The sequence below is a fragment of the Streptococcus sp. E17BB genome (assembly GCF_041807725.1).
GTDB classification, from domain to species: domain Bacteria; phylum Bacillota; class Bacilli; order Lactobacillales; family Streptococcaceae; genus Streptococcus; species Streptococcus entericus.
On sequence record NZ_JBGTZC010000042.1, the window covers coordinates 1 to 15,506 of the forward strand.

Annotated in this window: 14 protein-coding genes and 3 pseudogenes; 4 read left to right on the forward strand and 13 right to left on the reverse strand. The window is 45.4% G+C overall.

Annotation, left to right across the window (positions count from 1 at the left end; all coding sequences use genetic code 11):
• Window positions 1-125 precede the first annotated feature (125 nt).
• Window positions 126-899, forward strand: a pseudogene (locus ACERC7_RS09215) (ZmpA/ZmpB/ZmpC family metallo-endopeptidase); the annotation flags it as partial.
• A gap of 80 nt (window positions 900-979) precedes the next feature.
• Here ACERC7_RS09215 and ACERC7_RS09220 read toward each other — a convergent pair.
• The 5 genes and pseudogenes from ACERC7_RS09220 to rpsB all read right to left on the reverse strand — a co-directional run bounded on the left by ACERC7_RS09220 (window position 980) and on the right by rpsB (window position 6,800).
• Window positions 980-1,891: pseudogene (locus ACERC7_RS09220) on the reverse strand (magnesium transporter CorA family protein).
• Between the two features lie 266 nt (window positions 1,892-2,157).
• Window positions 2,158-2,715: a GDSL-type esterase/lipase family protein gene (locus tag ACERC7_RS09225; RefSeq protein WP_373666774.1), complete on the reverse strand. Its 558-nt coding sequence runs from the start codon at window positions 2,713-2,715 to the stop codon at window positions 2,158-2,160.
• Between the two features lie 3 nt (window positions 2,716-2,718).
• A complete protein-coding gene (gene metG / locus ACERC7_RS09230) occupies window positions 2,719-4,782 on the reverse strand; it encodes a methionine--tRNA ligase (protein WP_373666780.1) in 2,064 nt (687 codons plus the stop codon).
• Between the two features lie 127 nt (window positions 4,783-4,909).
• Window positions 4,910-5,950 carry a translation elongation factor Ts gene (gene tsf / locus ACERC7_RS09235; protein WP_373666775.1) on the reverse strand — a complete coding sequence of 347 codons (1,041 nt, stop codon included), beginning with the start codon at window positions 5,948-5,950 and terminating at the stop codon, window positions 4,910-4,912.
• 67 nt (window positions 5,951-6,017) lie between these two features.
• Complete coding sequence (rpsB, locus tag ACERC7_RS09240) at window positions 6,018-6,800, reverse strand: 30S ribosomal protein S2 (protein WP_018367470.1); 783 nt, start codon at window positions 6,798-6,800, stop codon at window positions 6,018-6,020.
• 299 nt (window positions 6,801-7,099) lie between these two features.
• On the opposite strand from rpsB, the gene ACERC7_RS09245 reads away from it, so the two are divergent.
• On the forward strand, window positions 7,100-8,029 hold the full coding sequence (locus ACERC7_RS09245) for a LysR family transcriptional regulator (RefSeq protein ID WP_373659492.1): 930 nt from the start codon (window positions 7,100-7,102) through the stop codon (window positions 8,027-8,029).
• A gap of 80 nt (window positions 8,030-8,109) precedes the next feature.
• Here the strand turns inward: ACERC7_RS09245 and ACERC7_RS09250 are convergent, their stop codons facing one another.
• The 7 genes and pseudogenes from ACERC7_RS09250 to rpiA all read right to left on the reverse strand — a co-directional run bounded on the left by ACERC7_RS09250 (window position 8,110) and on the right by rpiA (window position 13,841).
• A complete protein-coding gene (locus ACERC7_RS09250; protein ID WP_373666776.1) occupies window positions 8,110-8,883 on the reverse strand; it encodes a LytR family transcriptional regulator in 774 nt (257 codons plus the stop codon).
• Window positions 8,873-9,583 carry a purine-nucleoside phosphorylase gene (gene deoD / locus ACERC7_RS09255; RefSeq protein ID WP_373666777.1) on the reverse strand — a complete coding sequence of 237 codons (711 nt, stop codon included), beginning with the start codon at window positions 9,581-9,583 and terminating at the stop codon, window positions 8,873-8,875. Before deoD ends, ACERC7_RS09250 begins: the two co-directional genes overlap by 11 nt.
• 386 nt (window positions 9,584-9,969) lie before the next feature.
• Window positions 9,970-10,779: a purine-nucleoside phosphorylase gene (locus ACERC7_RS09260; protein WP_373659497.1), complete on the reverse strand. Its 810-nt coding sequence runs from the start codon at window positions 10,777-10,779 to the stop codon at window positions 9,970-9,972.
• Window positions 10,780-10,791: 12 nt separating this feature from the next.
• Window positions 10,792-11,181 carry an ArsC/Spx/MgsR family protein gene (locus ACERC7_RS09265; RefSeq protein ID WP_373666781.1) on the reverse strand — a complete coding sequence of 130 codons (390 nt, stop codon included), beginning with the start codon at window positions 11,179-11,181 and terminating at the stop codon, window positions 10,792-10,794.
• A pseudogene (locus ACERC7_RS09270) lies at window positions 11,170-11,934 on the reverse strand (EcsC family protein); the annotation flags it as partial. The pseudogene ACERC7_RS09270 and the gene ACERC7_RS09265, both read right to left, overlap by 12 nt.
• 13 nt (window positions 11,935-11,947) lie before the next feature.
• Window positions 11,948-13,159, reverse strand: coding sequence for a phosphopentomutase (locus ACERC7_RS09275; protein ID WP_373659498.1), 1,212 nt, complete (start codon window positions 13,157-13,159; stop codon window positions 11,948-11,950).
• Between the two features lie 10 nt (window positions 13,160-13,169).
• On the reverse strand, window positions 13,170-13,841 hold the full coding sequence (gene rpiA / locus ACERC7_RS09280; protein ID WP_373666778.1) for a ribose-5-phosphate isomerase RpiA: 672 nt from the start codon (window positions 13,839-13,841) through the stop codon (window positions 13,170-13,172).
• Between the two features lie 151 nt (window positions 13,842-13,992).
• On the opposite strand from rpiA, the gene ACERC7_RS09285 reads away from it, so the two are divergent.
• On the forward strand, window positions 13,993-14,835 hold the full coding sequence (locus ACERC7_RS09285; RefSeq protein ID WP_373660571.1) for a DUF368 domain-containing protein: 843 nt from the start codon (window positions 13,993-13,995) through the stop codon (window positions 14,833-14,835).
• A complete protein-coding gene (locus tag ACERC7_RS09290; RefSeq protein ID WP_373666779.1) occupies window positions 14,832-15,302 on the forward strand; it encodes an aminoacyl-tRNA deacylase in 471 nt (156 codons plus the stop codon). The genes ACERC7_RS09285 and ACERC7_RS09290 overlap by 4 nt, the downstream gene beginning before the upstream one ends.
• Before the next feature lie 112 nt (window positions 15,303-15,414).
• On the opposite strand, the gene ACERC7_RS09295 is transcribed toward ACERC7_RS09290, so the two are convergent.
• Window positions 15,415-15,506 (reverse strand): IS3 family transposase (locus ACERC7_RS09295; RefSeq protein WP_373660429.1); only part of this gene is annotated, 92 nt, incomplete at its 5' end.

Sequence of the window (15,506 nt, forward strand, 5' to 3'; positions counted from 1 at the left end):
AACAATTTGTTGCTTAAAGTCATCACTAAATTGACGACGGATTTTTCTAGACATAGAGTTCTCCTGTTTTCTTTAGTGTAGAACACTTTATAAATTCTGTCTAGTTTAGTGTAACCGATTCAAAGGACTGGTTCAATGTCATCAGTAACCACTATCCAAAAGATGAGTACGGTCAAGATTTTCATGCCGGTAATGCTATCCGTCGCCTAACCGATGACGAAACTGAAGCTTTGAAGACTTGGCAAGATTTGGTAGATAAGAATATCATCAGTCGTCGTCGCTATACAGAAAACGACAAGTTTGACCGCAACGGCTACTATCAGAGCTACCTCTTCTCTCCAGTTTATGCTGCTCTCTCTAACGATAAGGGTGCCCCTGGTGACATCATGCTCAGACGGATTGCCTTTGAACTTCTGGCTGAAAAAGGCTATGAAGAAGGCTTTATCCCTTACACGTCATGGGCACTAGGTGATATGGCATTGGCTGACCATTCAACAGTTTATAGTAAGTGGTATGGTCGTCATATCCAACGAATTACCGACCAGCATGTTCTCAAATCCGTCTTTAAAGAGGAGTATCCAGATTGGGCAGCGTTCAAAAAAGCCATGTTCCAAAAACGCATCGATAAGACTGATCGTTTAGCCCCAATTACGATTCAGTACTTGGGCGAGAAGCACACGATTACCTCATTTTCGGACATTCAAGGACTGATGGAAAAGGCGGTCGCCTACGATGCCAATCAGAAACTGTATAGTTTTGGTTTCCAAACTGATGACGATTGGCGTAAATGGCAAGCATCCCATGTGCAGAAACTAAAAGCAGCCATCTATAATGCCTACCTGCGTCAAACTGATGACTTCAGGCAGCCGATTTATCTCATTGAGGATACCGATGTTTAAGCCATAATACATAAAAAGCCTACTATTAGCCAAAATTGAGCTAATAGCAGGCTTTTTTGCTGACTGTTGCAGGACACAAACTAATTTTTTTCTTTTAAGATGCTTCTCACCATCCGATAGACGACTAGAAAGACTAAAACGATTATCCCGATAACCATCAACCAGCCCAGTTTGCTGTTGACCAAGAAATCAGGCAGAGGCACGTTGATGCCGAAAAAGCCCGTGATAATGTCTGGAGTCGCTAGTAAAATCGACAGGACCGTCAAAATCTTCATGGTATCGTTTAGCTGGTTGTTGAGGACGTTGTTATAGGTAGACTAGAGCTGCCCCATGGTCTAGGTATTGAGCTCTGCCATTTCCAAAATCTGTCGCGCCTCAATCAAGGCATCGTCCAGCTTTTCCCGTTCCTCATCGCTGAGCTGACGGATTAGACAGTGCGCAGTTAGTTGCTCTAAAACCAAGAGGTTTTGCTTGCTATCGGAGCGAATGTAAATCATGCTCATTTCGATATCAGAGAGTGCCAAAAGCCGGTCTTTGGTCGTCTTTTGACGGATAAAATGATTGGTTTGGGTCAATTCCTTGTCAAGGCGATCGAGAATTTTGACATAGTCTTTAGAAATGACGACCAAACTCCAAAAGAGAAAATCGTAGACGGTTTCAGGTTGGTACTTGGTCATCATCTGATTGAGTCTCTCAAGCAAATAAGCCGTTTTATTCGTTACCAAAGTGGTCACGCGGTTTGGCTTGAGGATAAAGGTTATGGGACTGCTGTCATAGCTATTATCCTCTTTTTCTTGGTGAATGACATTGTAAATCAAGATCAGACGCCCTTGGTCTTTATCATATTCCAGACGCGCCATCTCGTTCTCGTCGGTGATGTAGGCTGCTAATTCCTCATCAATGGCCAGTCGATCTTCGAGGCTAGTGATATCGGATAAGCTATCCAGATTGATAGCTAGCCAAGTGTTGGTTGAAAATGTTTTGGTGTACATGATTTTCCCATCTATCAAAACAAGCAGCCACAGCGGACCGCTTGTTCTTTTTTATTTATTTTGCTAACGTTTAACAGGGCAAATGAGAGGCAATGTCAGAACTAGCTACAACAGTCACCACCTCTTGGTTTTATTATCACAAACGAACTATTATTGACTATTTCCAAGGCACCGACCATTGTGGATATAGTAGAGTGCCCTGAGCTCGCTCTGCTAGCTCAAGCAAGGGTTTTTAGAGAGCATGCGCTTTGTGATGATCTTTTCAATCACAAACCTAACATGGCTCTAGCTAGGAGGTCATAGGCCTGACTGCCGAAATGCAGACCATCATCAAGACTACCCTTGAGCAGGTCTGCCATAGGCAGATTACTCTGTTCAAACAGGGCAACCGTATCCAGCAAGCCAGTACCTTCCTGTCTTGCCACTCGCCTCACCTGATCGCCATAGTAGGTCACCAGACGATTAGTGCGGTAAAGCTGCTTGGTCTCATCAACAGGCGCCGGCAAGAGTAGGCAAATCTGAACCGCCGAAAATTGCTTCTTCAGTTCCGCAACAATCGCCGTCAGGTTCTGGGCATATTCACCCAGAAAAACTTGCTTGTGCTGAGCCAGGTCATTTGCACCGATGAAGACAAAGACCCGATCGGCAGCTGGCAAAAGGGTCCTCCTGAGCAAACTGAGCAAGTCTGCCGAATTATCCCCAGACACCGCCCAGTTATCAATAACCACGTCAGGACGATACTGGCAGAGCGAATAGTCGATATGCGGTAGCTGCTTCCCCTCATGGCGAGCAAAGAGGCTATCCCCTAGTAAGAGCAGGTGCATACCCTAGCCCACCAAACTGCCATTCGGTACGCTTGGGTCAACGGTCAAGAGGGTCAGATGACCGTCATGCTCAGCCGAGAGAATCATGCCTTGACTGAGAAGTCCCATCATCTTACGCGGTTTGAGGTCGGCAACGATTTGCAGTTTCTTCCCGACCAACTCCTGCTCGTTAGGGTAAAACTTGGCGATACCAGAGAGAATCTGACGGTCCTCACCATCGCCTGCATCCAGACGGAATTGAAGGAGCTTGTCCGAGCCCTCGACTTTCTGAACCGCCTTGACCTCGGCCACACGGATTTCCACGGCGTCAAAGTCCTCAAACTTGATGGCTTTCTTGCTGTTTTTTAGCTCGATAGCTGCTGAAGCCCAGTCTTTTTCCTCTTGGGAAATGGCAGAGCTGCCACCCATTTGGCTCTGGATATAGGCGATTTCTTCCTCCATATCCAAGCGTGGGAAGATTGGTGTCCCCTTTTCCACAACAGTCGCTCCTGCTGGCAGGCCAGATAAGGCCAAGTCTTCCAAACTAGACACTGCTGGTAGCCCCAGCTGTGCCAAGATGGCAGCAGACGTCTCCATCATAAATGGCTGAATGAGGTGTGCCACCAGGCGCAAGCTGGCTGCCAAGTGGCTCATGACTGCTGCCAACTGCTCCTTGTCTCCCTCTTCTTTTGCCAGCACCCACGGTGCGGTCTCGTCTATGTACTTGTTGGTTCGAGAGATTAGATTCCAAACAGCTTCTAAGGCACGCGGGTAGTCAACGGCTTCCATATACTTATGGTAGGCTGTCAGAGACTGCTCTGCCATTGCCTCCAAATCCGCATCAAACGCCGTCACGCCTGCCACAAAGGTCGGAATGGTGCCGCCAAAGTACTTGTTGACCATGGCAACGGTACGGTTGAGGAGGTTTCCTAGGTCGTTGGCCAGCTCGTAGTTGATCCGACCGACGTAATCCTCTGGAGTAAAGGTACCGTCAGAACCAACAGGAAGGCTCCGCATGAGGTAGTAACGAAGTGGGTCAAGACCAAAGCGGTCTACCAACAGCTCTGGATAGACCACATTGCCCTTGGATTTGGACATTTTGCCATCTTTCATGACAAACCAACCGTGGGCAATCAAGCGGTTAGGCAAAGGCAAATCAAGTGCCATCAGGATAATTGGCCAGTAGATAGAATGAAAACGGAGAATATCCTTAGCTACCATGTGGTTAGCCTCAGGACTAACAGTAAAGTCCCAGGTCTTACCATTGTCATCCGTCCAAGATTTAGATACCGTTTGACCAGACCAAAACGTCTCAAACTTACTGGTATCGGATTGACCATAGCCTAAGGCAGTGATATAGTTGAGTAAGGCATCAATCCAGACATAGACGACGTGCTTAGGATTAGACTTGACTGGCACCCCCCAGCTGAACGTCGTCCGAGATACTGCTAAGTCTTCCAATCCAGGCTCGATAAAGTTTTTCAGCATCTCATTCATACGGGAATTTGGACTGATAAAGTCTGGATTGGCTTTAAAGTAGGCTTCTAAATGCTTTTGGTACTTGCTGAGGCGGAAGAAATAAGACTCCTCAGATACCCAGGCCACCTCGTGACCAGACGGGGCAATCCCTCCTATGACCTTACCTGTCTCATCTCGGAAAACTTCGGCCAATTGGCTCTCTGTAAAAAATTCCTCATCAGAGACAGAGTACCAGCCTGAGTATTCTCCCAAATAAATATCGTCCTGCGCTAGCAATTTCTCAAAAACAGCAGCCACCACTTCTTCATGATAGGAATCAGTCGTACGGATAAAGCCGTCGTAAGAGATATCCAAAAGCTCCCAGAGTTTTTTGACACCGACTGCCATGCCATCAACGTAGGCTTGGGGTGAGATGCCCGCCTCCTCAGCCTTGGCTTGGATTTTTTGCCCATGCTCGTCAAGACCAGTTAGTGAGTAGATTTCCTTGTTCATCAAGCGATGGTAACGGGCCAAAACATCGCAGGCGATAGTCGTTGTCGCATTACCGATATGAAGTTTACCTGATGGGTAGTAAATCGGGGTCGTAATATAAAATGGTTGCTTAGTCATCATTATCATTCCTTCCAAACTAGACGAATGAGTCTAGGTAATAACATCTTTAATTATAGCAAAAACTTGATTTTTTCGCAAAAATAGAAGAAAAAAGACTGCAAAACGCAGCCTTTCGTCGTTTATCTTAGTTTTTAAGAGCAGCTGCCATGGTTGCTGCAACTTCTGCTTCAAAGTCGTTTGATGCTTTCTCGATGCCTTCACCTACCTCAAAGCGGGCAAAGGTAATAGCTTTAGCGTTCACGCTATCAAGGTAAGCTTCCACTGTCTTGCTGTCATCCATGATGTAGACTTGGGCAAGAAGTGTGTAGGCCTGGTCCACTTGGGTATTGTCCAAGAGGAAACGGTCCATCTTACCTGGGATGATTTTGTCCCAGATTTTTTCTGGCTTGCCTTCAGCAGCGAGTTCGGCTTTGATGTCAGCTTCTGCTTGAGCGATAATCTCGTCTGTCAACTGAGCTTTTGAGCCATATTTCAAGAGTGGCAAGGCAGGCTTGTCAACCATTGCACGGCTTTCATTATCTTGTTCGATTTTGTGGTTGAGTTGTGCCAACTCGTCTTTGATAAACTGCTCATCCAACTCAGTGTAAGACAAAACAGTTGGTTTCATCGCAGCGATGTGCATAGACAGTTGTTTAGCAAGTGCCTCATCCCCACCCTCGATAACAGAGATAACACCAATACGACCACCGTTATGTTGGTAAGCACCGAAAGCTTGGTCATCAGTTTTCTCAATCAAAACAAAACGACGGAAGGAAATTTTCTCACCGATGGTTGCTGTTGCATTGATGTAAGCAGCTTCCAAAGTTTCACCATTTGAAAGAGTGATTGCCATTGCTTCTTCATTGTTAGCAGGTTTTTGTTCAGCGATAGCTTTTGCAGTCTCGTTAACCAACTCAACAAATTGCGCATTTTTCGCAACGAAGTCAGTTTCTGCGTTAACCTCAACAACAGCTGCAACGTTGCCGTTAACGTAGACTCCAGTCAACCCTTCAGCGGCAACACGATCAGCTTTTTTAGCCGCTTTTGCCATACCTTTTTCACGAAGCAATTCAATCGCTTTGTCGATGTCACCATCAGTTTCAACAAGTGCTTTTTTTGCGTCCATAACGCCAGCACCTGATTTTTCACGCAATTCTTTAACCAAAGCTGCAGTAATTTCTGCCATTATTTTTTCCTCCAATTTTTTAAGAAAAGGGGAGGGCTGGGCCCGCCCCTTAAGTTATTTCACGATATTAAGCGTTGTTACCTTCAACAACTTCAACCAATTCTTCGATTGATTCAGTTGAAGCAGGCTCAGCTGCCAACTCTGCTTCAACAGCAGCAACTGAATCTTCACCCTGACGACCTTCAATAACAGCGTCAGCCAATTTAGCGGTGATCAATTTAACCGCACGAATAGCATCATCGTTAGCTGGGATAATCACATCGATATCATCTGGATCAGCATTGGTATCAACCATAGCCACAACAGGGATACCAAGTTTTTTAGCTTCTTTCACAGCGATTTGCTCTTTGTGTGGGTCAACCACATAAATCACGTCAGGAATACGAGGCATATCAGCGATACCACCCAAGAATTTCTCAAGACGAGCACGTTGTTTGTTGAGCAAAGCAACTTCTTTCTTAGGAAGAACATCGAAAGTTCCGTCTTCTTCCATACGGTTGATATCTTTCAAGCGAGCGATACGCTTTTGGATTGTTTCCCAGTTAGTAAGAGTTCCACCCAACCAACGGTGGTTGATGTAGTATTGACCGGCACGAGTAGCTTCTTCTTTAACGGCTTCTGATGCTTGCTTTTTAGTCCCAACGAAGAGGATAACCGCATCGTTAGCTGCAGCGTCACGAATAAATTCGTAAGCTTGGTCTGCTAATTTCACAGTTTGTTGCAAGTCAATCACGTGGATGCCGTTGCGTTCTGTGAAGATGTACTTAGCCATCTTAGGGTTCCAGCGACGAGTTTGGTGACCAAAGTGAACACCAGCCTCAAGTAATTGTTTCATTGAAATAACTGCCATGAGTATTTCTCCTTTTGATGTTTTTTCCTCTTTCAGATTTCAACTCGCAGACTCACCACAGGGGCAACAAGTCCACGATTCATCCAAAATGAGTATTTGTTGCTCAAGCAACTTGATTATTGTACCATAAAACACAACAATTGGCAAGTATTTTATTCTCCATTTCATGATAGACAGCGAAAAAAGAAAGCTTGTCATAAGTTCTCAGAAAATTAGATGTACAGAGTGAAAACTGCTGAAATTTCTTTTTCAGGCTTCAATACGCCACTGCTGTCAAAAAATTATGCTAAAATAGTCTTATGCGTATCCAACAATTACATTATATCATCAAAATCGTTGAGACTGGATCAATGAACGAGGCAGCTAAGCAACTCTTTATCACCCAGCCGAGTCTGTCTAATGCCGTCAGAGAGCTCGAGAAGGAATTGGGGATTACTGTTTTTATCAGAAATTCCAAAGGCATCAAACTGACCAAGGATGGCGTCGAGTTTCTGTCCTATGCCCGCCAAGTCGTCGAACAAACAGTTTTGCTCGAAGAGCGTTACAAGGGTAAAAATAAGCACCGCAAGCTCTTTAGTGTCTCTGCCCAGCACTATGCTTTTGTGGTCAACGCCTTTGTCTCTCTTCTCAAACAGACCGATATGAGTCAGTACGAACTTTTCCTGAGAGAGACCAAGACTTGGGATATTATCGACGATGTCAAACATTTTCGCAGTGAAATCGGTGTGCTTTTTCTGAGCACCTATAACCGAGATGTGTTGAGTAAATTGCTTGAAGACAATCGACTTTCCGTTATCCCCTTGTTTAAAGCACATCCTCATATCTTTGTCAGTCGTCATCACCCTTTGGCTGGTCGAAAAAAGGTGACCTTAGAAGACCTTGTGGATTTCCCTTATCTCAGTTATGACCAAGGCATCCATAACTCCTTTTACTTTGCTGAAGAAATCCTCTCTCAGCTTGAGCACAAAAAGTCCATCGTGGTCAGCGACCGTGCCACCTTATTCAATCTTCTGATTGGTCTAGATGGCTACACTATTGCCACTGGTATTTTGAATAGCAATCTTAACGGCGACAATATCGTCTCGATTCCGCTTGACAGCACGGACGAGATCGACCTTGTTTACATCAAACACGAACAGGCCAATTTATCAAAAATGGGCGAACAATTTATCCAGTATCTCCTAGACGAGGTGCAGCCCGAAAAGATTACTCCCAAATACGACTATTGATACCGACTACTTTTTTACAATCACCAAAAGAGAACAAAAGCCAGCAAACGCTGCTGACTTTTGTTCTCTTTTATCATATTCTAATCCTGATTCTGGATGAGTTTTAAGATGGCTAAATTAGCTCGGTCAAAGTAAAAAACTGTCCTGTCATAGTTTAGGTCACAAGCTTCTGCAAGAGCGATGATGTGATCAAGAAAAACTTGTGACGAAAAACCTGTTGTCCGATGTAACTCTTCTTCGTCAAATGGTTTAATCAAATGTGCCAAAGGGTTTCGAACATTTTTTTCAAATTGTCGCAAGAGTTGAACCGTTTGTTTTGTGTCCTGTGGCAAGTTCGTTTCCATAATTAAGTCAACTAAACTACTGGACATGACCCGACTGTCTCGTCTACGCTGGATAAAAGATTGAATGGCTGGATGAGGACTGCTACTCATCTGTTCAAAACGCCATCTGTCATACTGGTCACTTTTTGAGTTATGAATATAGTTATCCAAATCTGGAATAAGCTGATAAAGCAAGCGACGATAGAGCCTGTAAATGATTGGGCTGACTGCTCGAACAAAGTCAATCAACTGACCTGTTTTAACCTTGGCTTCGAGGTCATAAAGGTAATTGATGAGTTGCTCAGCTTCTTGAGTAGGGGCTAACGGAGGGAGACTAAACCGCTCTGACAGCTCTGCTATTTTCCCTGAATGCCTATAAAGATAGGCAACGTTCAACTCCCTGCGCTCCACTAAGGTCGTCAATAATAAGTGAGCATCTGCCGGTAGGTCAGTTGCAAGTAGCAAAGCCTGACGATAGGCATAGGTTGCAAGCAGACCTTCAAATGCTGTATACGCGGGCTTAATCGGCAATCAAGGTCTCCAATCCTACCGCCATCATATCGGTGAACGTATTTTGACGCTCTTCAGCGGTCGTGTCCTCATCTGGGTTGACGAGACTGTCCGAAATCGTCATGATACCAAGTGCTTTTACCCCATGCTTCGCTGCCAAATAGTAAAGAGCTGCCGCTTCCATCTCGATGGCTTTAACACCAAGCTCACCCAATTTCATGTTGCGCTCGGGCATGTTTGAGTAGAAAACATCAGAAGACAAAACAGAGCCCACATGGGTTGTCAACCCCATGTTTTTGGCGATATGATAGGCCTTATCAAGAAGACCAAAATCCGCGATTTGAGGGAAGTCAAATTCTGGGAAATCGTTGCGAATGATGTTGGAATTGGTTGCAGCAGCTTGAGCTAAGACCAATTCACGGACATGAACATTGGGGTCGATGGATCCTGCTGTTCCCACACGAATCAGTTTTTTCACGCCGTAGTCGACAATGAGCTCACGCGCATAAATAGAGATGGACGGCATGCCCATCCCTGTCCCCATGACAGAGACACGGTGCCCCTTGTAAGTCCCTGTGTAGCCAAACATATTGCGTACTTCGTTGAAGCAGACGGCGTCCTCAAGGAAGTTTTCTGCAATAAATTTAGCGCGGAGTGGGTCTCCTGGAAGTAAAATTTTATCGGCGATGTCGCCTGGTTTTGCTGAAATATGAATTGACATAATAATATGTTCCTTTCTTTATATAAAAATATACTAATAATATTGTGTCCCCAAATGACTAATTTTTTCTTTTTCAAAAGCTAGATTGAGGAAAAAGAAGGTAACGAAGATAGCAAGCCAAGGGACGTTCCCTTGAAACAACCCAAAGAGAACTTGGACAAAACTCGCACCAGCTAATCCTACAAAAAGATACTTCAAAAACGGGTTCATGCTCTTTTTTCTTTCTTATTTTTTCTTACCGTCTTGAGCGGCTAAAGTGATAAAAATCATACCTGAACTCATAAAAAGGAGGCCAGAAGTCTTATTATTACTTGTAAGAAATATAAACACACCCACTAGCATCTGTATCAGACCACTAAAAAGGGAGATCTTTTTTTTTATCCATCCTACAACTCCTCCAAGATCGCCTTGACCAAGCCTTTGAAATTGCCCTTAATTTGCTGGGTGACTTCTACTACCTCTTCGTGGTTGAGCTCTTCTTGGAAGCCAGCTGCGTGGTTCGTGATAGCAGAGATACCAAGAACTTTCAGCCCTGAGTGCGCTGCTACGATGACTTCTGGTACGGTTGACATGCCGACTGCATCACCACCCCATACTTTGACTGCACGGATTTCAGCTGGTGTTTCGTAGTTAGGGCCAGTAAAGCCGCAGTAGACACCCTCATCTAGCTTAATGCCCTGCTCTTTTGCCACTCGGTGGGCAATGTCCCGCCAAGCCTTGGTGTAAGCATCTGACATATCAGGGAAGCGGGGCCCAAAGTCGTCCAAGTTTTCGCCAATCAGAGGATTTTGACCTGTAAAATTGATGTGGTCAGAAATCGCCATCAAGGTTCCCGGACCAAAGCCGACACCGCCTGCTGCATTGGTCACAAAGACACCTTCACAACCCAATGCCTTCATGACACGGACAGGGAAGGTCACCAGCTCCATTGGATTGCCTTCGTAAAAATGAAAGCGCCCTTGAAGAGCCAACACCTTGCGACCGGCTAGGTCTCCGTAGACCAGCTTGCCTGCGTGTCCAACGACATGCGACTGCCCCCAGTTGGGAATGTCTGCATACTCAAGGACGATACTGTTTTCGATTTCGTCTGCCAGCTCACCCAGACCAGAGCCCAAGATGAGACCAAATTCTGGCTTAATCATGCCTTTTTCTTCTAAAAAAGCTTGCGTTTCTCTAATTTTTTCTAGTAATGACATGTGTGTTCTCCTTTAGTTTTTCTGTACTAACTCCCAAACCCGTTCAGGCGGGCGACAGATGAGGGCTTGCCCTTTGTAGACTACAATAGGACGCTCGATGAGACTCGGATGCTCTGCCAAGAGAGTAAAAATCTCTTGGTCAGACAAGTCATCTGACAGCTCCAAGTCTGTATAGAGTTGGTCTGTCCTTCGTAGCAAGTCTTTGGCATTTAAGCCCAGGCTAGCGAGTTCTGCTGGCGACGGTGTTTCGGTTAAATAATTAATCACCCTCGGCTCGTAGCCCGCCTCTCTCAGCAACTCAAGGACAGCTAAGGACTTGCTACAAGACTGGTTGTGGTAGATAGTTAAATCGTTTTTCTCCGAATACAGCGCATCAATAACCTGAGTATCCTCCTTAGACAGTACGAAATCCTCACTTATTTCTAAGCCGGTATCAGCAAATGTTTTTTTGGCAAGATTAGCAATAGTAAGCGTTGAAGTCATATCAAAGGCACTACCAACAACAGCTCCTAAAACAGGAACCATTTTCCCTAAATTAACAACTCCTGTTGTTCCAAACTTAGTTGCCAAACGGAAACCGACAGCCTTATTAATTTTACGTAAAACTGTTCCAGGAACTTTTTTGACAAGAGCTACGCCAAATTTGTTACCGATAACGATACCGCCTTTTTTGACAATCTCGGATACAGAAGTCCCTGCTAATGTTGCATAGACAAATGTTTGCACTTGATCAGATTTCAAATCGTAACCACGCATACTAGCAATAGCAGCAACCATCCGCATTTGGAACAAAATTACACTTGCAATATTCGCTGGCAGGGTCACAGGAATAGTAATAATACCTCCAAAACCTGTTAAAAAACCAGAAACGGCTGCTTTCGTTGTCTGCGTTTGAATTAGTTTTTCAATAGCAGTTTCTGTATCGTATTTAGAAAGATAGTCAGTGACTAAATTCTCTAAACTCTTTTCACCAACTAGACCATTGAGCGTTGTCTGATAGGCCCAGTCTAATGTTGACATCATCGTTTCTTGACTTAGCTTTTCAGACTGTTCTGCCTTTTCTTGAACAAATTTAGTTGCCTGTTCTGTTAACTGACCTGCTTGTTTTCCTAAATCATTTAACCCTTGGTTTAATTGTTTGAAAATATCTGCCATAATTTTTCTCCTCCTACACCAATTTATCCAAGAAGCTTTCGCCAATCATGGCTGTATCAACACCAAAGTTTTCAGCAACTGTGGCTGAGATGTCAGCAAAATGCCCTTGTGGGATGACACCGTTGCCTTTGAAAGCAGGACTGTACGCCAAGAGTGGGATATACTCACGGGTATGGTCTGTCCCAGCGTAGGTCGGGTCATTGCCATGGTCAGCTGTAATCAACAGCAAATCATTCTCTCGCATGGCAGCAATGATTTCTGGTAGACGTCCATCAAATTCGTGCAAGCAATCACGGTAACCGTGGGCATTGCGACGATGACCGTAAACCGCATCAAAGTCAACCAAGTTAGTAAAAGAGAAACCTTTCTCAAACTCAGGCAAGCCCATGGTCTTGATTAAGGTATCCACACCGTGGTTATTGTCCTTATTGTGTCCCATGTCATTGGTGATGCCTGAACCATTGAAAATATCGTTGATTTTCCCGACGGAATAAGTCGGCACGCCTGCGGCTGCTAGCTTGTTCAAGACAGTATCTTCAAATGGCGATACCGCATAGTCATGGCGGTTAGCCGTACGGGTAAAGTTGCCAGGAGTGCCTACATAAGGACGGGCGATAATCCGACCGAGCAGCGCAGGACGCTCCAGCGTAATGGAGCGCGCGTACTCACAAATCTTGTAGAGTTCTTCCAAAGGAATGACATCTTCATGCGCTGCGATTTGAAGAACTGGGTCTGCCGACGTGTAGATAATCAGCTCGCCTGTTTCAATCTGACGCGGTCCAAAATCATCAATGACAGCTGTTCCAGAATATGGCTTATTGGTTTCACGAATGACCTTGCGACCAGAAAATTCTTCAATCTTGGTCAGAATTTCCTCAGGGAAGCCGTCCCAGAAGGTATCAAATGGCTCAGTGATATTGAGCCCCATGATTTCCCAGTGACCTGTCATGGTATCTTTACCGAGTGAAACTTCCTCAAGTTTTGTCACATAACCTGTTGGATTTTCCTCAGCAGGGACTGTTTTCAAAGCTTGTGGACGAGGGATATTCCCCAGACCAATTTTTGCCATGTTAGGCACATCTAGCCCCACTGTTTTGGAAATATGCCCCAGCGTATCAGACGCGCCATCTGGCACACCGGCATTGACAAAGTTATTGGCATCGGGTTGCGCCCCAATCCCTACTGAATCTAGCACCACTAGATGAATCCGATCAAATGTTGGCATAACACCCTCCTTATTTTTCTAAAATCCTAATACCGTCCTTGCCCGCTGCAATCACGGTATCGACCATGCCATTAAAGAGCCCGTGCTCCACGACACCGACCGTTGTATCCAGCTCCAGCGCCAAAGCCACAGGATCGGCAATCACTTTGAGGTCTAGGTCAATGATGAAATTTCCCATGTCCGTGACATAGCGCTCACCATCTGCCTCACGAAAACCTGGCGAGTAACCTTTTTGGGCAAAATGACACAGCAGTCGCTCAGCACCGTAGGGAACCACCTCGACAGGGAGCTTGAAAGCTCCTAGCTGGCTGACGATCTTGGTCTCATCGACCACCCAGATATAGTGCTGGGTCGGAACAGCGACAACCTTTTCCATAAGGAGGGCACCGCCCCCACCCTTGATGCCATTAAAGTCTGGATCAACCTCATCCGCCCCATCGACCGTCACATCAATACGGTCAATCTCATCTATCGAGGTCAGCGGAATCCCAAGGCTTTCTGCCTGAGCCGTCGTGCGACTGGAGGTCGTCACCCCCACAATCTGCAAGCCCTCTTCCTTGACCCTACGCCCCAGCTCCTCGACAAAATAGTAGGCAGTCGAGCCTGTCCCGAGACCTACCGTCATGCCATCTGTGACATATTGGGCAGCCCTGACGCCAGCCTGTTTTTTCAGTTCTTCCATACTTGCCTCCATTCACTCATTTGTTATTTCCAGTATACCATATTTTCAAGAAATTTGAAAGCGGTCTTAAATCTAGCAACAAAACCATTCGCCCGAAATTGATAAAACTATGCTATAATATTAGAGTTATAAAATACAGAATGGAGTATCTATGATTTCTTGGATTAGTCGCCTAATTAAAGGCATCATCATCGCACTAGGCTTTATTCTGCCAGGGGTTTCTGGTGGCGTTTTGGCTTCCATCTTGGGACTCTATGAGCGTCTAATTGGCTTTTTGGCCAATATCCGAAAGGATTTTGTTCCAAATGTCCTCTTTTTCCTACCTGTTGGTATCGGTGGGATTTTGGGGATTGCCCTCTTCTCAGCCCCTTTAGAATACCTGCTTGAACACTACCAAGTCCCCGTTCTTTGGACGTTTACAGGAACCATCGTCGGAACATTTCCAACTCTCTGGGCAGAAAGCACACAAAACAGGCAACGTGATTTGGCCGACTGGCTTTGGCTTGTAGTGACTTTTGTCGTTTCAGGACTCTTGCTCTTTTTCCTCAGCGACTTGGTCGGTACTATTCCTGCTAATTTCCTAGGCTTCGTGCTGGCAGGTAGCCTGATTGCCTTGGGTATTCTCGTCCCTGGTCTCAGTCCGTCCAACCTCCTGCTCATCATGGGGCTCTACACACCTATGCTGACAGGCTTCAAAAAACTGGATCTACTGGGTGTCTTCCTGCCTATCGCTATCGGTGGGGCACTTGCTATGGTGCTCTTTTCAAAAGCCATGGACTACGCCCTCAAAACCTATCACTCTCGCGTCTGCCACTTTATCATGGGGTTGGTTTTAGCCAGCACACTGCTCATTGTACTGCCTAACCCACGCAGCGCTGAGTCCATCAGCTATGCCGGTTTAGGCTTTGGGACAATAGCTAGCTCAGCTCTGCTATTTCTGGCAGGTATCGCCCTAGGAGCATGGATGACCAAGCTGGAGGAAACCTACAAATGAGCCGAGCTAAAAAGTTGAAAAAGACTCTAGTAGAGCAGATATTGGATAAGGCTGATATTGCTCACGAGGGACTTACGCTCAATGCTCTTGAAGGAAAGCTAGATGACCTTCCTAGAGAGCACATCTTTAAAACTCTTGCCCTCAAGGGTGATAAGACTGGACCACTGATTGGTATCGTCCCTATCACCAGCCACCTGTCTGAGAAAAAACTGGCTCAGGTCTCTGGCAATAAAAAAGTGACCATGATTCCCCAGAAAGACCTTCAACAAACGACAGGCTACGTCCATGGCGCTAACAATCCCGTCGGCATCCGCCAAAAGCACCGTTACCCTATCTACATTGATCAAGTGGCACTCGAGATGGGGGAAATGATTGTGTCAGCAGGCGAAATCGAGCGTTCTGTCAAACTCAACAGCCAACAACTAGCTAGCTTTGTCGGTGCTGATTTTGCTGATTTGATGGAGTAACTCGTGATGATTTAAGGACTAGATGACTAACCACAGACTTCTTAGCAGTGGTTAGTCTTATAAAAACTCTTCTTACCTGGTGTACTGACCCCCAAAAGTTGGACAAGAAATATTATTGAAAGGATTTAATTCTGTATTGCACAGGACTAAGTCCTTTTAATTTTGTTTTGATTCGTTTGTTATTGTAGTAAAAAATATAATCGC